Raw genomic sequence first — 25285 nt, forward strand, 5'->3', positions numbered from 1 at the left:
CCTCCGCTTTATCGTGGTACTGTAAGTTAAATGAAACTTCTTAAAAATTAAAACACTTACTATATTTGAAAAACAAAAGTGTCAACCATTTTCAGGACGAGACCGTCGGTTGCACCCGCCCATAAGGCAGCTTTACCTAGCCTACTATGCCCCAAGACAGCCACCTTTTTATTGTCAACCCAATCTTCACTTTCAAGGAAATCCATCACCCTGGAAAGCCCCCATGCCCAGGCAGCAATACTGGCCCAGGAATTGGGTTTTCTTTTTTCTTCGGGATATAAAGCATGAACACCGTCTTTAAACCCATCTGCATAATCGGGGTCGATCTCTCCGTAATACATGGTCGCCAAACCATAGCCTCTGCCTAAAATTTCTTCATAAGGCCAATTGTCTATTCGTTGTCCTCTACCCTTTTCTGAAGCTTGATTGTTAAAACTCCCCATTTTCTCATTATTTCTAATCCAGGTTTCCGGAACAGCCACCTTATTATCTGAAGAAATGGTGTGGTTACCATAAAAATTAAGTCCTAAAAATACCGGCACTTTCTTTCCAGAATTGGGATAAAAAACCAATAGATTGAAATCTAAAGATTGTCTTCCCCTTTTCAAAGTCAATCTAACCACCTGTCTAGTGGCTTCACCATTTAGGTAATTCTTATCTTCCAAGATTACTTTACTTGAAATTTGACCATCCCATTTAGGGGATTTACCATAAACATGATTTTCAAAAAGCCCCAAGATTTCCTTTCTTCGCTCCTCCCACTGCTTTTTGTTGCTAACAGCTTTGCCATTTTTCATGGTGAATAATTCCGGCAAACTATATTCAGGAACTTTTTCTTCCTCATAATTGGGGGAAAAATCCTGACTAAAAGCAGGGATCACAATACTTAATAAGCAAACGATTACTATAATTGGCTTCATTCTATACTTTTAATTTCAATAGGTAAATTATTATATATATTCAACGTTTAGAAAAATCATTATTAATAAACATATTACTGTCGATCAAAGAATTTTATACTTAATTCTCTCTTTGTCAAAAACTACTATTTTATTTTTATCTTCTAAGAAGAATAAGCTATTTTTTTAAATGGACAGTACTTTCAGACGCTCGGTATTGTTCCAATAAACCTTTCAATTCTTGTACTTTACCAGGAAATTCATTGAATAAATTAACCCTCTGCTCCACATCTTTTTCCATATCAAACAGTAATCCCTCTGTCTCAAAATCGTTATACCCTTTTAGTGCCTTAAAAGATGTCGGTAACTTCCTATGACCTCCTGTGGAGTCATTGATATACAACCATTTTCCTTTTCTAATTCCCCAAGTATTGGCATAGGTATTATGAATTGTTGCTTCCCTCAAGGGAGATGAATAATTTTCAGACATTAAAACAGGGCTTATGTCGTAACTATCCGGTGCTGCCATTTCCGGAAGGCTTGCACCTGAAATTTTCACTAAAGTGGTCATTAAATCTACCTGCGAAATTGTTTCTGTAGCTATTGATCCAGCTTTAATTTTTCCCGGCCATTTTATTATAAAAGGAACATGGTGTCCTCCTTCCCATACATCTCGTTTCAGACCCCGCAAATTACCCATGCTAAAGTGCCCATACCTCTCAGCCCTTTCCCAAGCATAGGCTTCGGGTCCATTGTCAGCACTAAATATTACTATTGTATTGTCTTCTAAACCTTTATTTTTAATGGCCTGAATAATTTGCCCTGCTACCCAATCTGTTTGCACCATAAAGTCACCATATGCTCCTGCTTCAGATTTACCATCAAATTCATCATTTGGAATAATAGGAGCGTGTGGTGAGGGTAAAGCAAAGTACAAAAAGAAGGGCTTTTTGGGATCTCTGTTATTTATATATTCTACTGCATTCTCAGCAAGGTTTGGCAAAACCTCATAGGGATTCCAACCTTCAACTTTTGGCCCGGGCCTAAACTCCCAGTTCCCTTCTTTTGTAGCATATCCAATATTATCAATATCCATTGATGCATTAGGAATAACCGGTAACCGATCATTTTTCACCCAAGCATAAGGAGGAAAATTAATGGTACCGTCGCCATAATAATAATCAAAGCCTCTATCAATTGGCCCACCGGTAATTGGCTGACTCCAATCTACATCTTCCGGTAAATAAAATTTGCGCTTTTGTCCCCATTGCATAACTTCTCCCGAAGGTTCATTCTTGAACACCCAATTCCAACCCAAATGCCATTTCCCAATGCAGGCAGTCTCAAAACCATTGTCTTTCAAAACTTGAGGAAGGGTAATATCATTGTCATTAAAAAATGGTACTCCGAAAGCTCCTACAATTCCATGCTGACGTCTCCAATGGTAAGTTCCTGTGAGCAATGCATACCTGCTAGGCGAACAGATCCCGGATGAACTGTGGGCATCGGTAAAGCGCATACCTTCTTCTGCAAGCTTGTCCAAATAGGGAGTTGGAATTTTAGAATCAGGGTTCTGAACATTTAAATCCCCATACCCCATATCATCAGCATAAATAATAACAATATTTGGGGGCCTTTCATTCTCACTAATCCCACAGGAAAAAACAATTAGGCAAATAGCGATAAATAAAGCATTTTTTATCAGTAAGGTAGTCATTGGGAATATCATTGGACTGTATTTAATTCAATATAAAGTAAATATGGCTAAACGCTATTAACTAAACCATTTTAAATGCGTTTAATCTTTGTCATAATCCTAGCTTACAAAGGTTAATCAGATTGTGAATGAGGTAATAGCCAATAAAGGAGTAGGTGTTCTATTTCTAAAGATGTTCAGGTGTGATTTTAAAAAGTGATATACTCATGTTTATTGAAGCCACTTTCTAACCAACGATATAATATTAATTTTTTAAAGAAGCTTACCAAATTTAATAAAAAATTCAATTAATCCGTTAAAAACCGAAAGTTTTAAAGGACAATACGATAAAATCCGTAAAAAAGTGCTTTTTTTGCACTGCCAAAGTTAAATGTTATTCTGAAGGCTTATTTATATGAAGCGAAGTGATTATTTGATTTTGGAAACTCAATGTTTGGAATACATCAATAAACCACCATTATGATTTTAGGAATTTTAAAAGAACCTTCACCGGAAACTAGAGTTTCTCTACATCCGGAAGCAGTAAAGGTCCTAACAGGAACAGGCAATAAGGTCCTGATTGAAAAAGGGGCCGGTGCGTCCTCTTTCCTTTCTGATGCCACATTTTTGGAAGCGGGTGCTGAAGTTAAAGAACGCCAAGAAGTTTTAAAAGAGTCAGAAATGATTTTTCAAATCACGCCCTTAGCACCTGAAGATTACCAATCATTAAATAAAGGAAAATATTTATTTGGTGTCTACCAACCATTGGTGGCAAGAGAGTTAATGAAAACCATTGCCGATACCGGGGTATCCTTGTTTAGCATGGATTCCATTCCAAGGATCACCAGGGCTCAAAGTATGGATGTGCTTTCCTCCATGAGTACTGTTTCCGGTTATAAAGCGGTATTACTTGCCGCTGCCAACCTACCGAGATTTTTTCCTATGCTCATGACAGCTGCAGGCACTATTGCACCGGCTAAGGTATTGGTTATCGGTGCGGGTGTGGCAGGTTTGCAAGCCATCGCAACTGCCAAAAGACTTGGCGCCGTAGTAGAAGCCTTTGACACCAGACCTTCTGTTAAAGAACAAGTGGAAAGTTTAGGTGGAAAATTTGTGGAAGTCCCCGGTGCAGTTGAAGACAAAGGTGCTGGAGGATATGCTGTTGAGCAATCTGAAGAATACAAGAAAAAGCAATCTGAGATGTTGGAGCAATCTATTGTCAAATCAGATGTTGTGATCACCACTGCCTTGATTCCGGGAAGAAAGGCTCCGATTCTTATTACTAAGCCTATGCTGGAAAAGATGAAGGCAGGAGCTGTAGTCGTGGATTTGGCCGCTGCTAATGGCGGAAACTGTGAAGGCACACAAAACAATGAAACTGTCACTGTCAATGGTGTAACAGTGATAGGAAATTCAGCTTTGCCTTCCACCATGTCTCAGGATGCTAGTAAAATGTACAGCAAAAACGTACAGAATCTTTTAAAATTACTATTAAAAGAAGATCAGTTGAATCTCAACTTTGAAGATGAAATTATTAAAGGAACCTGCATCACACATGATGGAGCAGTAGTTTATGAACCCTTATTAAAATAATATGGAAGCGATTATTGAATATATATCAATTAACCAACAAGAACTCTATATTTTCATTCTAGCGATATTTGTAGGTGTTGAGGTGATCTCCAAGGTACCTACAGTATTACATACCCCGCTAATGTCTGGTTCCAATGCCCTTTCGGGAGTAGTGATTGTCGGATCAATTATAGTTTTGGGAAAAACAGATCCATCAAACTACCTGGCCTTGTCTTTAGGCTTTTTGGCAGTATTGCTTGCTACCCTTAATGTGGTAGGCGGTTTTGCTGTGACCAATAGAATGTTAGAGATGTTTAAGAAAAAACCCGGTAAAAAATAGAAATGATGATTTTACAGATAATAGATATTTGCTACCTGATAGCGGTAGTACTTTTTATCGTTGGGATCAAGATGATGAGTCATCCGGATTCTGCGAGGAGAGGTAATAGCATTGCATTATCAGGAATGATATTGGCCATTTTAGCCTCTTTTTTAACACCAGGTTTAGATAATCTGGCACTGATTCTAATTGCCATGGTTCTTGGAACCATTGGTGGTATTTATTCCGCCAAAACTGTACAAATGACGGCAATGCCTCAATTGGTATCCTTCTTTAACGGAATGGGTGGAGCTGCTGCTGCTTTAATTGGACTGGTAGAATACGGCGACCTTCCCGTAGATGATATTGGTAAAGGTGCTGTTTTGATGTCCAGCTTAATTATTGGATCCGTTTCATTTTCCGGTTCTTTAATTGCCATGGGAAAACTTCAAGGGGTTGTAAAAGATATTCAAATCAATAAAATCTTAGGCTTTGCAGTCCTTGCCATTGCCGTGGCTTTGGCTGGTTATATTTTATCATCAGGTGCTCCACAACCAATATTAATCTATGTGCTGGTACTATTGTCCTTGATTTACGGTCTAATGTTCGTTTATCCAATTGGGGGAGCAGATATGCCTGTAGTTATTTCATTGCTTAATTCTCTTACCGGGGTTACAGCCGCTACAACTGGCTTACTGTATGACAATAAGGTAATGCTAATGGGTGGTATTTTGGTAGGCTCCGCAGGAATTCTGTTGACCTTATTGATGGCCAAAGCAATGAACAGATCAGTTTCTAATATATTATTCACCTCCTTTGGTTCTTCTGCTGGAGGAGCTGCAGCCGGTGTGGATGGCGAACAAGTGGCCAAAGAAATCAATGCCTATGATTCTTCTATCTTAATGGCTTATGCCAAAAGAGTAGTGATTGTACCGGGTTATGGCTTGGCGGTTGCCCAGGCACAGCATGCGGTACATGATTTAGAAAAAATTCTAGAAGAAAAGGGTGTAGAAGTTCTGTATGGTATTCATCCTGTGGCAGGTAGAATGCCGGGACATATGAACGTATTATTGGCCGAATCAGATGTCCCCTATGACAAGCTTATCGAAATGGATGACATGAACGAGAAGTTGCCCAATACAGATGTTGTCATGGTAATCGGTGCCAATGATGTGGTTAACCCTGCAGCCAATGACGATCCATCAAGCCCTATTTATGGAATGCCTATATTGGAAGTCAACAGAGCTGCCAATGTAATTGTAATTAAGAGAAGCATGAGCTCGGGTTATGCCGGAATTCAAAATGCACTTTTCTTTGAACCCAAGACGCGAATGCTTTTTGGGGATGCCAAAAAGGTACTCAACGAACTCGTTGCAGAAGTAAAAAACATGTAACATAAAAAGGCTGCTTTTGAAAGCAGCCTTTTTTTATGGTTTAAAGGAATTACAATTTTTTAAGTAGTACTCAAAAATTTCTCGTCTAGGCCAGTCTTACTTTTTCTTCCCTACAAACCTAATGACCGACCCCTTACCATTGTGGTACAAGCCCTCTCCCAACTCCACTTCTTTTTCTTCCAGCTGCAAAATTTCATAATTGGAAAAATCTGCTTTGATTTCCTCAACAGAAAAAAGTGAATCCAAATCTCTTGGGCCACCAATTTTCTCATTCTTAGCTCTATAGGCCAAATTATTTTTACTAAAAGCTTCAAAAATAATTTGGCCCCCTTTTTTTAAATATTTATCCAAATTTTTATGATATACTGATTTGAGATTAGCCGGAAAATGAGCATAGATAAGTCCAATCACATCAAACTCTTCTTGAGGGAAATTTACAGCCCCTAAGTCTCCTACTTGATAGTCTATGGTCACTCCATTCTTATTGGCCAATTTCAAGGCTTTTTTCTTTCCTTCCTCACTTTGATCGAAGGCAAAAACAGACCAACCGATTTTGGCTGCAAAAACCGCATTTCTCCCTTCCCCTTCAGCCGGTAATAGTATTTTACCCGCTTTTAATGCTTCGATTTTTTCCTCAAAGAACACATTGGGTTTTTCTCCATAGGCATAATCTTCTTCGCCATACCTTTCATTCCATTTTTTTATCCAAATATCTTCCATCTTCCAAACATTTTAAATTATTTACCGAATCCCTAATTGAGAATCCCAGCATCCTACAAATTATTTCAGCTCAAAAAGCACATCACAAGGTTGCTAAAACATATCAATTCCTTTACAATAGACAATCAATCAAACAAGGCCAACATTCCGTCTCCATCTAACGATCCAAGGAAGCTATCACCTTCTGCAATCACCTCCTTTGCCATTTTTGTTTTGGCCTGCTGAAGCAACATTATTTTCTCTTCTATTGTATTGGTACAAACCATGCGGTAGGCAATTACGTGTTTTTCCTGCCCCATGCGGTAACACCTGTCTATGGCCTGGTTTTCTACTGCAGGATTCCACCAAGGGTCTAGAATGTAAACATAATCAGCAGCAGTTAGGTTTAAACCTGTGCCACCCGCTTTCAAACTTATCAAAAACACCCGCTTGGCTTCATTATTTTGAAACTGATTGACGCGTGCTTCACGTTCTTTTAGGCTTGTCTTACCATCCAAATAAGTATATTCAATTTCGTTTTCCTTTAGCTTCTCCTGAACGATATCCAACATCTTCACAAACTGACTAAACACCAATATTTTATGATTGCCGGTTTTCTCTGTAATATGTTCAAGCAAAGTGTCTATTTTGGCAGAAGCAAATTGGCCTCCGTTGTTGGGAACAAGGGCGGTGGAATCGCAGACCTGTCTTAACCGGGTAAGCCCTTCTAGCACAAACATTTTGGAAGATGCTGCCCCTTCCTCTTCAAATTTTTTAAGAAGATAGTCCCGGTATTCATTTCGGTAGGCGTCATATATCTTCCTTTGTACAGCATCCATCTCACAAAACAAGTATTCTTCGGTCTTTTCAGGCAACTCGGTCAGCACCTCTTTTTTGGTCCTTCGAAGTATAAAAGGTTGAATCTTTCGCTGAAGTTCAGATAAAATCTCAGCATTACCTTTTTTCAATGGTAGAAGAAAATTGTTTGTAAAACCCTTAAAATTTTGAAAAAATCCTGGATTGACAAAATTCATCTGCGCATACAACTCCCCTAGCCCATTTTCAATCGGAGTACCGGTAAGTGCTACTTTGAATTTTCCTTTTAATTTTGTGATGGCCTTATATCGCTGCGAATTGACATTTTTTATGGCTTGTGACTCATCTGCTATAATGGCATCAAATTCGATCTGCTTTAATAGATCTAAATCATTAATTACCAACCCATAACTGGTCAAAACCAACTGATGCTTACTAAGTTCTTCCACCGTATCATAACGATCACCGTGATGGATAAAGTAATCGATATGGGGCGCGAATTTTTCAAGCTCACTCTTCCAATTAAATAACAGTGTTGTAGGAACTATGACAAGTACACGTTTCTGTGTTTTTTCCACCATTTTGCAAATCATGGCAATAAGTTGCAAGGTTTTCCCTAATCCCATATCATCTGCCAAGATTCCTCCCCATCCATATTCCTGTAGAAAATTTAGCCAATTTAGCCCTACATGCTGATAATTTCTTAAAGAAGCTTTCAACTGCTTGGGAATGGATGTTTGTTGAATTTCGGTAAAGGCTTTCAACCTTTCTTTTTTCTCTTCAATTTCTTGTAATACTTCTGGAAAGCTCGTCAATTCTGGAAGGTCATCGAGAAGGTTAAATTGGGTTTTGGCTATTTTAATCTCCTCTTTATCTGTCTCTCCCGTACGGAAAAGACGATTGAATTTTTTTATCCATTCTTCAGGCAAAATACCAATTGTACCATCTGCCAACTCAACAAAATTATTATCCTTTTCCAAGGCCCGTTTAATGTCTTTCAGCTTCACCTTGTTATTACCAAAAGCCACCTGAGCATTGACTTCAAACCAGTCTTGGGAGGAGCCATATTCCAGGCTGATTTCAGGAGGAAATGGAGAGTATTTTTTGATTTTTATATTCTCCAGTCCAAGCACCCTCACCCCATTTTTCTTAAGCAATTCAAAGGCCTTCATGAACCAAAGCTTGTCCATAAAGGCTTCATGTGTCAAATGAAAAAAACCTTGCCCTCCTCCTCTTTTAAAACTAGGATGCAAATCTCGCAGAAAAGCAAGGTATTCATCTTCTACGTCTTCATCTCGGAGATAAAGTGTCTTGGTGTCAGGATCTAAAATGGAATTACCTTCCAAAGGATTGGAAAAGGCATTTTCACCATATTTGACTGAAGGCCGGAAAATTACCAAGCCGGTCAATTCTGTAACATACAATTCCCTTGGCAATTTCCCTTTCCCTGCGGATTCTTGAAACAATCCTGCTTCATCTATAATTTCAACATTTTTAGACATTGGTAATAAAATATTATTAATAAAATTATCCAAATTGCTTTCTAAAACTTGTATCACAGGAAAATCCCTCAAAAACTCAAGCACTTTCATTTCTTCCGGACTTCGTAAATAAAAAAGCAACTGATTTAAAAAGGTTGCGTAAATAGGATTGCTCTCCAACTGTTCATTTAATTCTTCAAGGAGAAATTCTTGCTCACCGGATTTTAGAATGACTAGGACTTCAAATAACAAACCTACTTTGCGGATTTTAACAACCAATTTTGTGGGCAATACTTGTAACGTATGCCTTAAATTTCTTTTTTTAGGGTATTGGGATTCTTTCGTATACCCCTGAAAATAGTATAGTTTATAATCAGAAGTAAGCTGTAAAAATGCTCCAAATTGATCATGTATTAAGTGGACATCTTTCTTTTTAATGGCCCTATTCACCTTATTTACAGCCATGAAAATCTTTTCCAAATTCAAATTGTCTCCCAAACGCTTATCCTCTGGATCTTCCAAAAGTGTGAATTTTACGTTCAAAGCTTTAGGGTCATTTTTACTCCCCTTTGCCATAAAGGCAAAAATACTTTCTAAATCCCCACTGTAATCCAGTACCAAAGCAAAGGCTGCATTGTACCTACCCCATTCAGACTCATTCTCAATGTATTTGAGTTTCTCTTCTGTTAACTGGGAGGACTTAAACAAGTTTTTTTCCATGATTGAGGAAACCAAATCAACATTATAAAAACCCCTAATAGGTCCTTTAGGCATCAAAATAATTCCCTCAGTAGAAAAAGCAATCGTTAAAGCCTCCATTGGGTTTTTTATTTGTTCCTGTAAGCCAAAATGTTGTAAATAATCATCCATGGCTTGCCTTCTCTGAGAGCTACTTAATAAAAGTAGGTCCTTTAGTTTTGGATTTGTATACCTATTTTTAAGCCATTGCAAACCTTGTATTACCTGACTCCCTCTGTTGTTTGATCCATCAATTATGACTTTTCCATCTAAATATTCAACAGAAATTTCATGCAGCTGGCCATAAATGTTTACACTGTAATTGTAGCCATTTTCCAAAAAAATCACATCTTCCAACACCGCCTGAACAACTGTATCCGGAAGGGTTGGCATCATTTCAGCCAGATTTCTAATTTCTGGCTGACTGCATGGGATTTCTAAAGGATACGTCAATTTTATAGGTATAACCCTTGCCCCAGTCCCATTTTTATTGAAATCATCAAATGGCAACAAATTTTTATTGCCTTCCATAAAAGTTTTATCACCATTATTGACCTCTAAAAATAATATGGCTGCTGCGACATGTTTGCATTCCAAGTTTTCCAAAAAATAAAAACAATCACAATCACATGCCTCATCAACATAATAACCAATCTCATCATCCCATTCATTGTCCATTAAACCTATAGAAACTTGGTAGTATGGCTCAACATTACCTTTTACTAAAAAATAAAAACTTTCCAATTCAGTGTCAAAATAATCAAAAGAAACCATACCCTTTTGAAGAAGTAACTTCCCTCTTTCAATCAATTGGGATGACATTTCTTTCTTGAGAATTCTCAAATTATAGATTTGACTTTTAGTAAGTGACATGCATTAGTATTTTGGGGTAAAATAATGGGTTTTAACTATAGAAAAAAGGTTTCAATTTCTTTTTTTAATCCATCCTTAGTAATAAAAAAAAACCGGGGATGTTCGTCAACTTAATCCTATTCATGCTTAGTCCTATTATTTAAAAAAACAAACCTAATTTAATTTTTAAATGCAATAAAAATAATTTGAAATACATTTATCATTATTTAAAAAAATTTGTTTAGGTTTGTAAAAACTTTTTAGTTCAATAAATCTTTTTAACAAAAATGATTAATAAAACATTTATCCGTTACTTTCAACTTTTTAGGTTGATCGTTTTTGGAGCCTGCACCACAGAATATGAACTTCCTCTATCGGCCAATGGAAGCATAAGTTTTCAAGTCAAAGAAAGCTTTGTAGAAAATGAACAAAGTAGAAATCTGCAAACTCCTATCCAAGGGGTGAGCAACCTTGTGCTAAGTATCTCCACAGCAGATGGTTCCGAACAGGTATTGGATCGTAAATCTTTACCTGTATTGGGTTTTGGGGATCAACTCCTTATTGAAGACCTTGTGCTTTCCCCGGGAAGCTATCAACTTAGTGCTTTTTATTTAACGGATAGTAGTGGCAACATAATGTATGCTACTGCAAACGAAGGCTCCGAATATGGGGATTATTTAGCAGCCCCTCTACCTATTCCATTTGAAGTGACCGATAACGGATCCCAAAACTTAAGCCTTGAAATCATCTCCACTGCCGGAAAAAACCCGGAGTCTTTCGGTTATGAACCAGGTATGGAAGGTTTCCGGGAGACCTTTTATTTCTTCATTTCAGCAGTGCGTGAAAAGGTTGATGACTTTTTGGACTTTATCCCAGCAGAATTAACTGTTACCCAAAGAGACCATATTTTGACCCAGCAACTTAATGGCAAATTGAACAAGATTGTTCTACCAAAGAGCTCTGGCAATTTTGATCTTTCACTAACCTACGGCCCTTTCCAGCCTATAGCAAAGGAAATAAGTTACGATAGCCTACAAAAATTTGAGCAACTTCCTCTGATTCTTGAAATGACAAAAAAACGCGATGATGCGTTTTATATCGGTGGGACATTCAAAGGGAATATGACTTTGTCCACCCAAGCAGCCCTAGATTCTTTTGGCCTAAAGGGCTATGATATTATTGAGGGGAGTTTAACCCTAGGCAATACACCTGAGGATTCATCCGATCCCATATTAGACCTTTCTCCTTTGGCCACAATAGACCAAATAGATAATAATTTAAACATCATAAATAATCCTGAATTACAATCATTTAAGGGACTGAGTTACCTCCGATACATTTCCCAAGAGTTAGTAGTAAAAAACAACGCTCTTCTAGAGTCATTTTATGGATTGACTTCTTTGGAGAAATTACCAGGTTTGAACCTAACAAACAACCCTAGTATCCGAGACTTTAATGGATTTAGCCATGTGGCTCCTATGATAGCATCTTTACATATTGAAAATATGGAGCACTTTATTGGATTGGAAGGAGAAGGGTTTGAAAATGCAATCAATCTGAGAAGTGTAACTATTATTAGCAATCCTAATCTAATACATCTAAGTTTTCCTACACAAACTGAAACCATCCATTCTAGACTTTATGTAACTAACAATCCTGCATTGATCTCTTTCGGTGGTGGTGATGGCGGATTTAGAAATATATCGAACCTCGAATTAAATAATAACGAGAATTTGGAAAACTTGGAAGGTCTACTTCAACCTAAAGGTGAGGGAGTAAAAGATTTGATTATCTTAAACACTCCCAAACTTACTACCCTATCTCCTCTATTTTTAGCTGAACAAACCGGCGAAATACATTTGGAGAACAATACATCTTTAAAAGATATTACAGCAATTGCCACTGCGGACATAATTTTTGGAGATATCAATATTATAAATAATCCTAAACTTGAAAATCTTAATGGTTTCGAAGGTGGTAAAGTCCTTTATTACTTCGTTTATAAAGGAGAAGATCCCTATCCGGGATATGTCTGGACACCACCTGTGAAAATCACTATCAAAGATAATGTATCACTTGTCGATTTTTGTGGGCTAAAGGATATCAAGGTGACACTCGTTAATAACCTTCCATTTGGCACAGAGATTCAAGGAAATGCCTTTAATCCAAGTTTTGACAATATTCGTAGAGGGGAGTGCAAACCATGAGAGATTTTTCCTATAAATTCCGATCAGTCCTTTTTATTCTTTTAATCTCTCTTGGTGGAGGGTGGATATCCTGTGAAGAAGCAGAACAGCCAGGTGTAATAACAGACCCAGATGAAAAGGAAGACCTAAATCCTACTTCTGAAGAAATAGTACCCACAATTGTAATAAAGATTGGCAAAGTTTCAGACAATTCCTTAAAGCAACTTAAGGTAACGAACTACAGTAATGCAATGATCACTATTCAAACATCAGGTGGAGATACTACTGCTTACAATAGTACGCTTATTCAAGTCCAAGACAAGGGAGACCATTACTTGACAGAAAAAATCATTCTTCCGGAAGGCTCCTATCAAGTGGTTGCATTTTATGTGCTGGATGATAACAATGACATCGTAGAGGCAAGCCCCAAGAAAAGCTCATCACTGAGCAAAGATCAAAATTTATCATTGCCTTTGCCATTTGAATTAGAAACCATAGAAACTGAAAATGAGGAGGAAGCGGAGGTGGAACTTTCTCTGCAGGTGGTAGCTGCAGAAGGACATAGCCCCTCTGATTTTGGTTTTCAGTCATTTGACTTAAATATTGTAACTGCTAATTCCAATAAAATCTACATGGCAATGGTTACTGACCAGCGATTAATGGACTTTTTGCCCGGATCAATTGAAATTACGGCAGACGGGGAAATCATTACCCAAGAACTAATTGCGGGAATTAATGAATCTGCAACACTTCCCATTGCCGAAAGTTATGCTATACTATTGAAAAGTTTCAACTATGATGATTTCATTGATACCCTAACCTTTGATCAATTAAAGTCCTATGTTGAGCAGCCGTTGGTAGTTGAAATGGTAGAAGCAGAAATTAAATGTGTGGGTGGTGATTTCATCGAAGATTTGGTATTGACTACTCAAACAGAATTAAACAACTGGGCATTGAGATGCCATATTGGCATTTATGGGGATCTTATTATTCAAGGAGGTGATGGACAAGACCCTATCGTAGACCTGAGCCCTTTGGAATTGGTCACTCATGTCTATGGGGGTTTAAAAATTGAAAACACTTCAAACCTAAAAAGCCTCCATGGATTGCAAAACCTAAATCTTGTAGAAGGATGGGTAACGATTGATGGAAACGATAGTTTGGAAACACTTGAGGGTTTATCTTTATCTGAAAACCAGCAAGTACATTTAACGATTTCAAGCAATCCTAATTTATTAAATTTTCATGGATTGGAAAAAATAAAAAAATTGGGCTATGTATTCATCAATTCTAATCCAAAAATAGTCAATTTCAAAGGGCTAGATCAAGTACAAGAGATTTCTGGCCTGGAAGTTTCTTTCAATGAAGCACAAACTTCATTCGAGGGGCTCAATAATGTTCGTCTTATAGGTAATCTTGAAATTATAGGTCTAAGCATTACCAACTTTAATGGATTTCAAGGAGTAGAGTCCATCAGTTCCCTAACGCTGTACAACCTGTATGATTTAGAAGATTTTACAGGATTTACGGGCACCGTGACATCTTCCATAGATTTAATGAGTAATGGTATCAGGAAATTGGAAGGACTTACGGTGTCAGAGGAGTTAAGGAGTGTAAACATCAAAGATACCTCTCTTGGTAATCTTCGTGGATTGAGCAATCTTAAAAAAATAACTAGAAGCCTAACAATTCAAGATAATATTAATTTTAACTCATTGGAAGGACTCGATAACTTGGTCTCTGTTGCCGGAAGCATGATTATTCAATCAAATAATTATCTCACCAACTACTGTGCTTTATCAAAGCTAGTAAATGAAGGAACACATCCGGAAATAACGATTGCTGACAATGGTTATAATCCCACGCTAGAGCAAATTCAAGGAGAGGAATGTAAAGGGGAAATGGAATGGTGAAATTATCCCGGATAAGCAATTTGCTTATCCGGGATTACTTATTAAACCAGAAATATGGAGTAAAATTTACCTCGTGAAATGCTCCCAATTCTTGCACAAGTGCCTTGGAGTACCAGATTTTTTTTTTAAATCAGATTAAAAAACCATGTATTTTTGGAAGATAGAAGAAGTTATCAAAAATCACTGTTCTACAAGGAAAATATCTTTTCCATTAGTACCCATTTCTCTCCTTCTTTGGCCCAGGGTAAGCTTTTTTGAAAGGTTCCCATTAATTTTTCCCACGCCTGCACCTTTTCGTTGCTTGCGTCCATTTTAGCTTTTTCTTCAAAAGAAAAAGATGCGCCTACCTCCATTATCATAAATAGCCGATTACCAGTGAGGTAAATATCCATTACCTGAACATCTGCATCTTTAATACTAGAGATAATTTCTTTTGAGACCTTTTTGTGATGGTCAACATACTTTTCAATAATTTCCGGATCATCCTTTAAATCCAGGGCAAGGCAATATCTTTTCATAATATATATAAAATTAAAGTCGATAGAAATTAATGGCATTGGTTCGCCAAATCTTTTGCATTGCTTCTTCACTATAGGCGCCAAAATAACCTTCAACCAAACCAAGCACTTGTTCATAGCTCCCGGCCAATTGACAAACCGGCCAATCTGATCCAAACATTACCCTATCTTCCCCAAATGCCTGCATTATTACATCCATATATGGATAAAACTCTTTTTCATCCCAATCTTTCCAGGCTGCTTCTGTAATCATTCCGGACAACTTGCAAAAAACGTTAGGCATCTTTGCCAAGACTTTGATTTTTGCTTCCCAGTCCTTGATATGACCTGCTTTGATAGGGGGTTTGGCAATATGATCCAATACAAAACGTCCCTCCTCAAAATTAGAAACCGTTTGGATAGCCCCATCCAATTGATGTGGAAATACCAATAGATCATAGGTATACCCTGCCTTAAAAATTAACTTTAGTCCATTTTGAAAAGCTTGATTTAAGATAAAGTTAGGATCAGCTTCATCCTGAAGCACATGCCTAAATCCTTTTAACTTTTTATGACTTTTATAACTGTCAAGGGTAGTTTCCAAGTTTGGTGATTTCAAATCTAACCAACCTACCACGGCCAAAATAAATGGGTGCTTCTCTGCCAGTTTCAAAAGAAATTGGTTTTCTTCTTCATCTTGAACTCCTTGTACTTCTACGGTACCTTCCACCCCATTTCTTTGGAGGATAGGAAATAAATCATCCGGTAGGAAATCATGCTTCAATTGAAGCATCTCATCACCAATCCAAGCATACCTTTCACTGTTATACAGCCAAAAATGTTGGTGTGCATCAATTTTATTTATCATATTTCGGGTTTCTTGACTTAAGGGTGAATGTATACAATGGCATTAATATTCATTCCGGCGCCAACAGAGGCGAAAATTGAATGATCACCTGGGTTAAAGCTATGGCCTTCTTTTTCTCCTTTCGCGATTAAATCATATAAAATAGGAACGGTAGCTACAGAATTATTACCCAACTCCTGAATACTCATAGGCATAAGGTTTTCCGGTATCTCCTTCTTTTTATAAAGCATAAACAGGCGTTCTAGAATATTATGGTCCATCTTCGCATTTGCCTGATGAATCAACACATGTTGAATATCTTCTATGCCCTTACCTGCACGATCCAGACATTCTTTTAATGTTGCCGGCACTGTTTTAATTGCATATTCATACAGCTTCCTCCCATTCATCTTTAAAAATCTTGTATTGTCCGGGTAATTTGGATTGTAAGACACATCCATATTAAGCAAGTGCGCATGGTTAAGTGTGTCTGATCTAGTGAGGTGTGCGATAATCCCTTCTTTTGAGTCCCCTTCTTTGGCTTCTAAAATAACTGCCCCGGCTCCATCAGAGAAAATCATGCTATCAATGTCATGTGGATCAGAAATTCTTGACAAATTTTCTGCACCTATCACCATCACTCTTTTTGCATCACCGGATTGAAGGTAATAATTGGCTTGAATCATCCCTTGCACCCAACCCGGACAACCAAAAGGCAAATCATAGGCAACAGTGTATGGGTTTTCAATCCCTAGTTTGTGTTTCACCCTAGCGGCTAGGGTTGGACAGGTATCAATTCGAATATTATCTTTCAATATGTCCCCAAAATTATGGGCTACGATAATATAATCAAGCGATTCTCCGGTAATACCGGATGATTCTAAGGCGTCTTTAGCAGCCAAATGAGCCATATCTGAAGTCATCAAATTGTCTTCAAGATATCTTCTCTCCCTAATTTCTGTGATTTTTTGTAGGGTAGCTACAATATCCGGATTGGCTTTGACCAATCTATGGCCACTTGCATCGTAAAACTCTTTTGTTAAAAAATACTCATTGGAAATAACCTGGGTTGGTAAATATTTCCCTGAACCAACAATTATGCTACTTATTTTTTTCTTATCCATTAACTAATTGTTCTTTCTAAAATTCTAAGACTGCTAAAATAGGCATTAATACCATTTGGTTGATGAAATTTCCTGAATGATGTGCATTCTACTAACTAAAAAATCAAAGTAAGTCTGTTTCTAATCAATTCTACCATTTTGTAAGGTGAATATATACGATCAAGCCATTTATATTTTAATCTCCCTCCTTGAAATATTGCCTCACCTCTAGTATAAATACCCACAATATACAGGAATGACTACTTTATTCTAAAACATTATTTTTAACATCAATAATATTTGTAGAATATCGATCTGAGCAAGGGCTTTTACTTATAGGCGAAACCAATAAAAAAAGGCTGAATTAAATCAGCCTTTTAAATAATATTACAAATCCGGTTGTGGTGTAGTTCTCAGGTAAGGTTTAATCTCTTTAAATCCTTTAGGGAATTTTGAAGGGATGTCCTCCGTTTTAATTGCAGGGGCTACAACCACATCTTCACCTCTTTTCCAATCTGCAGGAGTAGCTACAGAATAATTAGCAGTCAATTGTAAAGAATCAATTACCCTTAATAATTCGGCAAAATTTCTTCCGGTGCTTGCCGGGTAGGTAATTATTAGTTTAACTTTCTTATCATTCCCAATAATAAAAACAGAACGAACAGTAAAACTTTCGTTTGAGTTGGGATGAATCATGTCATATAGCTCAGATACTTTTTTATCCTCATCCGCAATAATTGGGAAGTTTACAGTAGTATCTTGCGTTTCATTAATATCTTCGATCCAAGACCTGTGGCTGTCAGCTCCATCTACACTAAGGGCAAGCATCTTGACATTTCTTTTGTCAAACTCTTCCTTTAATTTAGACGCTGCACCCAATTCAGTAGTACAAACAGGCGTATAATCTGCAGGGTGTGAAAATAAAATCCCCCAACTGTCTCCTAGGTATTCGTGAAAATTAATTTCTCCTACGGAAGAATCAGCGGTAAAGTCCGGAGCAACGTCTCCTAATCTAAGTGCCATAATTGAATTGTTTTTAGGTTTTGAATTTAATTTTAGGTCTATTATGGAAACAGAAATGATTAAAATAAAGTTTACCGTTGGCTAAATAAATTAATTGAATAAATTTATTGCCTTATTTTCAAAGGATTGTGGGTAGTTTGAGAATATTTTTTTTGAGGGTTTTGGTTTGTTCTTGAAAGACCCTATATTTGCATCACCATTTAGAAAAAAGAGCACATCACTCACAAAATGGTCCGTTCGTCTAGGGGTTAGGACGTATCCCTTTCACGGATGAAACACGGGTTCGATTCCCGTACGGACTACATTTTAGTGCTCTTTTTTCTTTACTTGGTCCGTTCGTCTAGGGGTTAGGACGTATCCCTTTCACGGATGAAACACGGGTTCGATTCCCGTACGGACTACAACAAATTTTATTTGTTTGCCGCCAGGCGAGCAAATTTTATTTGTGGTTGTTAGTGGTTAAAGTGAATAAAAAAACCTGATCATTCGATCAGGTTTTTTTGTTACCTAATTTTGGAGTCAAGTCTCAAAATTTAAACTATTCAGAATAATCTCTTAACAATGCACGATAGTTGGTTAAGATTTTTGACCTGCTAATAAAACCTATAAAATTTCTTTCCTCATTTAGCAAGGGCAGTTGCCATACATCTGCTTCATCAAACATCTTGGTCACCTCCATTACCGAATCATCAGGAGAAATAATGAATGGAGGGGCAATGGCCAATTGACTGACGCTTGTTCCTTCTGCAGATTCTTTATTCAATAGAAAAGGACGGAGTTGCTCCCTGTTCAACAAACCCCAAAATTGGTTATTGACATCCACTACAGCCATACTGTTCTGATCACTGTTCCTGAATTTATGCAGTACCTCCTCCATGCTATCCGTGGTGCAAATTTGCACTGAAGAGGGGTTGATACAGTCTTTTAGTGAGATTTGGGAAAGGATATTTTGATCTTGCCTGGTTGTAAAGATGTCGCCTTTTTCAGCCAATTCTTTAAAAGAAGGGTTAATCGGTGAGAAGGACCTGTTAATGAGGTAAGAAATAACAGAAACGATCATCAAAGGGATAAATAAATCATATCCGCTACTAGATTCTGCAATAAGGAAAATAGCTGTCAAAGGGGCATACATGGCACCAGACATCACCCCAGCCATCCCCACCAACATAAGGTTGGTAGTGGGAACCTCAGTAAATCCCATCAATTCTAAAGAGAAACCAAACACAAAACCCAAAAGTCCTCCAGCCATAAGGGAAGGTGCAAAATTACCACCATTACCTCCCGAATAAAGGGTAATACTAGTGGCAAAGGCCTTAAGCAAAATTGTAAGGGATAAGAACAAAATAATAATTAGCTCGGAATTGCCGAAATAACTAAAGAGGCTGTCCTCTATGAGTAATTCCACTTTACCTTGATAAATGGTTCTTATATTGATGTATCCCTCTCCAAAAAGTGGAGGAAATAAAACGCAAAGTACAGACAACATCAAGCCTCCTAAAATGGCCTTTAGAAGCATTTGTTTTTTAAAGCCCTCAAAAAACTTGTGGACGAACTGCCCTACCAATAAAAAATACCTAGAATAAAAACCTGTAAGCACCCCCAGCCCAAGGAAGTAAATGACATTGATATAGTTGAATGTTTCCCTCGCTTGAAAATTAAAAAGTATGTCTTCATTTAAAATTATGGTGGAAAGTAAACTTCCACAAATGGACGCAATTACTAAGGGAATAAAATCCGTGAATACCAACCCGGTAAGAATAATCTCAAAAGCAAACATAATTCCGGCAATTGGTGCATTGAAGGCCGCCGATATGCCGGCTGCTGCACCTGCAGCCAATAATAAGGTGCGTTCTTTAAAGCCCAAACGATACCTTTGGGCATAATTGGAGCCAATGGCAGAACCTGTTACAGCTATTGGGGTCTCCAAACCCACAGATCCTCCAAAACCTACCGTTATTCCACTTTGGAGGATTTGGGAATACATCTTGGTTATTTTTACCTTACTCTGTTTCTTTGAAATGTCTTTCAGGACGAAAGAGATCTCTTTCTCCTCATCACCACTAAAAAAGTATTTGACAATAAATGCTGTTAAGGTAATTCCTATCAATGGAAAAATCCCATATATAAGTAACCTTTCTTCAAAGGGGACATCAGTGCTAATGGAAGATTGGATATAATGAACAAACACTTTCAAAATTACCCCTGCAGATCCTGCACTCAAGCCTACCAATATACCGGATAGGACTAGAAATTGAGATCGGGTCATTTTCTCGCTAACCCAAATTAAGAAAAGCTCAATAAAATTAAATTTCCTATATGGATATTGAATAAAATTCTTTTTGAATTGTAAAAAGTTGATATAAAGAATTTTTACTTTTCTGTTCATTTAATTTCTCAAATCATTAAGTTGAAATAAAGGAGCAAAGGATAAGCAGAGCTAATAGTGTAATTATAGGAGTATTAAATTAATACTTGCCACCTTCCTCCTCTCAGGCTAAGGTTTCTGTTTACCTGTTTCTGAGTTTTAAAACACTTATGACTCTGAATTTCACTCTTGATTATTAGCCAAATCCAGTTAAAATGACCAATTAATCTATTCAATTGTATTTTGGGTTTTTAGGTAAATTTTCAAGATTTAAAGTTAGCATAAATTTTACATTATTTGTAGCTGATCGCCACCTAGACTAAATGGGTTTCAAGAAAAATATTAAAAAGTCATTTTTTAATGCGTAAAGGCACTTAATTATAATTGGAAAGCCCCAATCCCTGTAATAAAAAATCAAAACATGTAGTATTGTTTCAATGACCATTGGGCTATAAAATAATAGCATGGCTTCGGGTACTGCAGGTATGGAAATTAATTTAGGTACGTTAATCCAAGGTTTAATGCCAACTCAAACCTGTATCAAGCAATGGGTCAACCTCCTTGAATTCTTCAAAACTTCGACCTTGATTATTCTGCCACCATTCCAAATAAGCTTGAGCCACTATGGGATGCGCATCCTCTTCCTGCACCAGATCGAATCCACCGCTCCTTTCTTTCACAACTGGATTTTGGGAAGGAAATTTTCCTATTAAATATTCGCTGTCTATCGCAACAGCACGAATCGATTCTATGGTCCATAATGCATACATTCCCAAAGAACATTCCTTATTAAAATACGAAGAAATCATATTCCGTGGGAAATTGGTGATTTTTTCGGTTTTATTTCTATAAGTCAACAGTTTAGGTATATCTGCTTCAGTAAAATCCGGCAAATCCATTGCTGTATATTCACCCTTGACCAATAGCGCAATATAATTCTCAACCTCAACATTTTGAAGGGGCTCTTCTTCATTATTATTGCAAGCCATAAAGGCTAGGAAATAAAAAAGCATCACAAAACACCTTAAACTTTTCATATTGTATATGTTCCGGTTATTTTAACCTAAATATAAAAAATATTAACCACATTTAAGGCGCTAAATGTTTCAAGGCTAGACCTATAGAGGTTCTAGGCTTAAAACCTTTCCAAGTTTCTTCCAATGAATCCTCGGTTAGATCTAGAAAAGATGAATAGTCCTTACCTTTTAAGTGAACCCCCAAGAAAGCTGTTACAAAATGTTGGTTGATATTGTTTATCCTTCTTTGGTCCCAAGCGGGTTCTGCATAACGCAAATACTCATCCAGATGCATCCCCTTTTGAAAAGATTCTGCCGGTGGTGGGTTTGGTGCTACGTTGTGTCGGGCATTCATATAGGTCAACAAGTACCGATTAGCATTGACAGCTCCATCAAAAATAGCCTTGATCCCATCCTCATAGCCCGAAATATCATCCTGATCACCTGCAATGAAAAAAACAGGCGTTTTAAGATTAGCTAATCCTTCACTATCCCAAACTCCCCTTGCCATACCCCATGGGGCAAAAGCCACTACAGCCTTAATCCTTGAATCAACAGACGCTGCATAAGAAGGATGAGCTATACTTCGTTCCATTATTAGGTCACTTCCTCCGGTCATTTGTTTAAAAAACCCACCAAAACCTGATGAAAAACCTGCGCCTGCTGCATTTAAGGCACCATATCCACCCATGGAATAACCTACTAAGGCTGTATTCTCCACATCAATCATCCCTGCCAATATGCCATCAGCCCCCTTCTTGCCCAATTTCTCCATTTCATTGAGTACAAATAAATCGTCTATTGGCCGATGATAAAGCGTACTAGAAAATTTACCCGGATCTTCAAAAGTGGACTCAGTATGGTGAATAGCTGCCACCACATAACCTTTAGAAGCCAGGTTTTCTGTAAGGTAGGTCATCAAATACCTGGAACCCACATAGCCATGAGAAACAATTACCAATGGGAATGCGCCTTCATCATTTTTGGGAAGTGCGTCTCGTTCTGCTCTTCCTTTAAATGAGAAAGGAGAAAGTGGACGTTTTTCGTCGTTTGCCAGTCCAATAAAATCCTCATAAGTAATTTCTGTGGGACTATCTCCTTCTGCCGGATACCAAACCTCAACCTTTAGCGGCCTGTCATAAATGGGTTTTTCTTCCTTTTTAAAATTGGCCACATCCGGCTGATCTTTATGTAGGAAGTTTAAAGTCTTTACGCCAACCTTATACTCTCCACGCTCTGCCAATTCCGGAGCATCAGGAAGCATATCACCATAAATAAAACCTGGAGGATTGGTTTGGCTTATTGCTGGTTTTAAAGAAAATAAACTGAAAAGAATTAAAGAAATAGCATAGGATAGCTTCGTAAATTTCATAAGTTATTTGGGTTATTTGCTTTCTATTAAAAAAATCTAAAGATTAAAGATAATTTTTTTCTTGGATATAAATATTTAAGAGTTAGAATAATTTATTGTTAATTCTTATTCTATTTTTGTTTCAAGGATTTTGTTTGGAGGGAAAATATTTATCCATCATTGGCCTTGAATCTTGTTGATGCTTATTATTTATTTCAACTATTATCGTATTAATTAACGTCAACTAAAAACGAATGGATAAGAAGGAAAAGAATACTTTAAGTCAAGGAATCTTTACAAACCTGTCAAAAGACATCCCTTCCGGGATTGTGGTCTTTTTGGTTGCCCTTCCTTTGTGTTTAGGAATAGCACTTGCTAGTGGTGCCCCTTTAATTTCAGGGCTGATCTCAGGAATGATCGGAGGTTTGGTTATAGGATTGTTAAGTAGGTCTCATACAAGTGTTTCCGGACCGGCTGCAAGCTTGTCCGCTGTGGTATTGGTTGCCATCCAATTGCTAGGTTCTTTTCAGGTATTTTTGCTTGCCTTGATGATAGGGGGCTTAATTCAGGTGGCTTTGGGCTTTTTAAAGGCTGGAGGAATAGCAGATTATATCCCTACCAATATTATAAAAGGCCTTTTGGCTGCTATAGGTTTAATTTTGGTTTTTTCACAATTGCCCTATGCCGTTGGGGTGGAAATTGATGATAGCAGGCTTTTAGATTATTCCCAAGATACATTCACAGGCTTTCAAGAAAGGGTTCAAATGGTTGTTTCTTCCATAGCTCCCGGGGCATTGGTATTATCTGTTATTTCATTGGGTACAATGATTTTTTGGGATAACACCCCACTCAAAAAGCTTAAATTATTTCCTCCGTCACTTTTTGTGGTCATCCTTGGGGTGGCCCTCAATCAATTTTTTAAGCTTTTTGTTCCGGAGTTATTCCTAGATGGGGTTCATCTTGTCAATATTCCTGAAATCAGTCACTTTAGCGGGCTCTTCACATTTCCTGATTTTTCGGCTATCAATGATGGTAAGGTTTGGACTTATGCCTTCACCATTGCAATCATAGGCTCTATTGCTACTTTATTGAACCTAGAAGCCACAGACAACCTGGATCCCCACAAAAGAAGAAGCCCACCCAATCAGGAATTGGTTGCTCAGGGAGTGGGTAATACTTTGACAGGTTTATTAGGAGGCATTCCGATTACTTCTGTAATTGTGCGCAGTTCAGTTAATATAGAGGCAGGAGCTGAATCCAAGCTATCCACACTCATCCATGGTTTTCTCTTGATGATTAGTGTGTTATTTCTCAGCAATATCATCAATCTCATTCCGTTAGCCTCCCTTGCCAGTATATTGCTATTAGTAGGATACAAGCTCACTTCGTTCCATATGATTCGGCAAATGTACCGCAAAGGCTGGCCACAATTTTTACCTTTTGCGGTGACCATAATAGCCATTCTTTTTACAGATGTGTTATTGGGTGTATTGATTGGATCTTCAATAAGCGTTTTTTTCTTACTTCGCAGCAATTTTCACAATCCTTATTTTATTGAGGCCACCAACCCCTCCAGCAAGAAAAAAACCATTCGACTAGAGCTTTCCAATGAAGTTTCTTTTTTAAATAAGCCTGCCATTAAGCGGACTTTATGGAATTTGCCCAAGGGGTCAAAGGTAATCGTAGATGCCTCTTTTTCTTCTTATATTGAACCGGATATTATTGAAATATTAGAAGATTATAAGCAGACCTTCGCCATAGAAAACAATATCGATTTTTCTATATTGGGGATGGGTGAGAACTTTACCGCGAAGAAAAAAATATTTTTGGACAGAAAAGATACCCAAGATCGAAGTGATTTAAACGCTCCCCATAAAATATTAAACTTCCTTGAGGAAGGAAACAAACGCTATATCGACGGAGATTTGGTTTCCCGAAGGTACCAAAACAAAAAGTTAAAGGATTTTATTAAAGTGGATCCCTTGGCCGTAATGGTCAACTGTATAGATATGCGGGAACCACTCAACATGCTTATGAACACGGGAATAGGAGATCTCATTCCTCTGAAAGTGGCAGGAAATTTATTGGACAATCACTTGATAGAAAGTATTGAAATTTCTTGTAGAAACCAGAAAGCCAGGCTGATTTTAATCATGGGAAATACTTCCAATAAGTTAATTTTAGCCTCATTAAAAAAACTGGTAGAAGATCCTGACTCCGGCATAAGTCCCCTATTGGTTCCTGCGATAAAGGAAAAGTTTTTGGTCCCTGACCAATTAAGCAAAGCAAACCTCGTGGAATGGACTGAGCGATTAATGACCTGGAATCTTGCGTATTCTAAAAACCTAATCCTTACCCAAAACAGCTACCTCAACTACGAGATATCGCGTGGTAATATTGGTTTATGTACGGCCATTTTTGACAGAAAATCAGGTAAAATAGATTTTTCTCCGCTTCATATTTCTGAAAAAGTAACCAATAATAATTCTTAACTTAGTTTTTGAAACAGTTTACTCAA

17 protein-coding genes and 2 tRNA genes are annotated in these 25285 nt (G+C 37.5%); 8 read left to right on the top strand and 11 right to left on the bottom strand.

What is annotated here, in order from left to right:
* Window positions 1-59: 59 nt before the first annotated feature.
* Both ACYVHJ_RS11605 and ACYVHJ_RS11610 read right to left on the bottom strand, forming a co-directional pair.
* On the bottom strand, window positions 60-920 hold the full coding sequence (locus tag ACYVHJ_RS11605; protein WP_460514937.1) for a dienelactone hydrolase family protein: 861 nt from the start codon (window positions 918-920) through the stop codon (window positions 60-62).
* A gap of 157 nt (window positions 921-1077) precedes the next feature.
* Entirely contained in the window at window positions 1078-2628 is a 1551-nt protein-coding gene (locus ACYVHJ_RS11610) for a sulfatase family protein (RefSeq protein WP_460514939.1), read from the bottom strand.
* 447 nt (window positions 2629-3075) lie between these two features.
* On the opposite strand from ACYVHJ_RS11610, the gene ACYVHJ_RS11615 reads away from it, so the two are divergent.
* Genes ACYVHJ_RS11615 through ACYVHJ_RS11625 form a run of 3 tightly spaced genes read left to right on the top strand, consistent with a single transcriptional unit; the run spans window position 3076 to window position 5880 of the window.
* Entirely contained in the window at window positions 3076-4188 is a 1113-nt protein-coding gene (locus ACYVHJ_RS11615) for a Re/Si-specific NAD(P)(+) transhydrogenase subunit alpha (RefSeq protein WP_339903388.1), read from the top strand.
* 1 nt (window position 4189) lies between these two features.
* Window positions 4190-4507, top strand: coding sequence for an NAD(P) transhydrogenase subunit alpha part 2 (locus ACYVHJ_RS11620; protein WP_014021957.1), 318 nt, complete (start codon window positions 4190-4192; stop codon window positions 4505-4507).
* A gap of 5 nt (window positions 4508-4512) precedes the next feature.
* Window positions 4513-5880, top strand: coding sequence for an NAD(P)(+) transhydrogenase (Re/Si-specific) subunit beta (locus tag ACYVHJ_RS11625; protein ID WP_460515433.1), 1368 nt, complete (start codon window positions 4513-4515; stop codon window positions 5878-5880).
* A gap of 96 nt (window positions 5881-5976) precedes the next feature.
* Here ACYVHJ_RS11625 and ACYVHJ_RS11630 read toward each other — a convergent pair whose 3' ends face one another.
* Window positions 5977-6600, bottom strand: a complete 624-nt coding sequence (locus ACYVHJ_RS11630; protein WP_460514942.1) for a class I SAM-dependent methyltransferase — start codon at window positions 6598-6600, stop codon at window positions 5977-5979.
* Window positions 6601-6725: 125 nt separating this feature from the next.
* Entirely contained in the window at window positions 6726-10487 is a 3762-nt protein-coding gene (locus ACYVHJ_RS11635) for a DEAD/DEAH box helicase (protein ID WP_460514945.1), read from the bottom strand.
* 266 nt (window positions 10488-10753) lie between these two features.
* On the opposite strand from ACYVHJ_RS11635, the gene ACYVHJ_RS11640 reads away from it, so the two are divergent.
* Entirely contained in the window at window positions 10754-12673 is a 1920-nt protein-coding gene (locus tag ACYVHJ_RS11640) for a hypothetical protein (protein ID WP_460514947.1), read from the top strand.
* A complete protein-coding gene (locus ACYVHJ_RS11645) occupies window positions 12670-14565 on the top strand; it encodes a receptor L domain-containing protein (protein ID WP_460514949.1) in 1896 nt (631 codons plus the stop codon). The genes ACYVHJ_RS11640 and ACYVHJ_RS11645 overlap by 4 nt, the downstream gene beginning before the upstream one ends.
* A 188-nt stretch (window positions 14566-14753) precedes the next feature.
* Here the strand turns inward: ACYVHJ_RS11645 and ACYVHJ_RS11650 are convergent, their stop codons facing one another.
* The 4 genes from ACYVHJ_RS11650 to ACYVHJ_RS11665 all read right to left on the bottom strand — a co-directional run bounded on the left by ACYVHJ_RS11650 (window position 14754) and on the right by ACYVHJ_RS11665 (window position 18035).
* On the bottom strand, window positions 14754-15083 hold the full coding sequence (locus tag ACYVHJ_RS11650; RefSeq protein ID WP_460514951.1) for an L-rhamnose mutarotase: 330 nt from the start codon (window positions 15081-15083) through the stop codon (window positions 14754-14756).
* Between the two features lie 13 nt (window positions 15084-15096).
* Window positions 15097-15930, bottom strand: a complete 834-nt coding sequence (locus ACYVHJ_RS11655) for an amidohydrolase family protein (protein WP_460514953.1) — start codon at window positions 15928-15930, stop codon at window positions 15097-15099.
* A gap of 17 nt (window positions 15931-15947) precedes the next feature.
* Window positions 15948-17033, bottom strand: a complete 1086-nt coding sequence (locus tag ACYVHJ_RS11660) for a 3-oxoacyl-ACP synthase III family protein (protein WP_339901067.1) — start codon at window positions 17031-17033, stop codon at window positions 15948-15950.
* A 366-nt stretch (window positions 17034-17399) separates the two neighbouring features.
* A complete protein-coding gene (locus tag ACYVHJ_RS11665) occupies window positions 17400-18035 on the bottom strand; it encodes a peroxiredoxin (RefSeq protein ID WP_339901068.1) in 636 nt (211 codons plus the stop codon).
* A gap of 230 nt (window positions 18036-18265) precedes the next feature.
* On the opposite strand from ACYVHJ_RS11665, the gene ACYVHJ_RS11670 reads away from it, so the two are divergent.
* Together ACYVHJ_RS11670 and ACYVHJ_RS11675 are read left to right on the top strand one after the other, a co-directional pair.
* Window positions 18266-18337: transfer RNA gene (locus tag ACYVHJ_RS11670), tRNA-Glu, on the top strand.
* Between the two features lie 27 nt (window positions 18338-18364).
* A tRNA-Glu gene (locus tag ACYVHJ_RS11675) sits at window positions 18365-18436 on the top strand.
* Window positions 18437-18573: 137 nt separating this feature from the next.
* Here the strand turns inward: ACYVHJ_RS11675 and ACYVHJ_RS11680 are convergent.
* The 3 genes from ACYVHJ_RS11680 to ACYVHJ_RS11690 all read right to left on the bottom strand — a co-directional run bounded on the left by ACYVHJ_RS11680 (window position 18574) and on the right by ACYVHJ_RS11690 (window position 22788).
* A complete protein-coding gene (locus ACYVHJ_RS11680; RefSeq protein ID WP_460514956.1) occupies window positions 18574-20421 on the bottom strand; it encodes a chloride channel protein in 1848 nt (615 codons plus the stop codon).
* Between the two features lie 497 nt (window positions 20422-20918).
* The gene (locus ACYVHJ_RS11685) at window positions 20919-21437 is read right to left on the bottom strand and encodes a DUF4943 family protein (protein WP_460514958.1); all 519 of its coding nucleotides are present in this window, start codon (window positions 21435-21437) and stop codon (window positions 20919-20921) included.
* Window positions 21438-21489: 52 nt separating this feature from the next.
* Window positions 21490-22788 (bottom strand): alpha/beta hydrolase family protein, encoded by a 1299-nt coding sequence (locus ACYVHJ_RS11690; RefSeq protein ID WP_460514960.1) that lies wholly within the window; start codon window positions 22786-22788, stop codon window positions 21490-21492.
* 233 nt (window positions 22789-23021) lie between these two features.
* On the opposite strand from ACYVHJ_RS11690, the gene ACYVHJ_RS11695 reads away from it, so the two are divergent.
* Complete coding sequence (locus ACYVHJ_RS11695) at window positions 23022-25259, top strand: bifunctional SulP family inorganic anion transporter/carbonic anhydrase (RefSeq protein ID WP_460514962.1); 2238 nt, start codon at window positions 23022-23024, stop codon at window positions 25257-25259.
* Window positions 25260-25285 lie beyond the last annotated feature (26 nt).

The organism is Cyclobacterium sediminis, assembly GCF_054781075.1.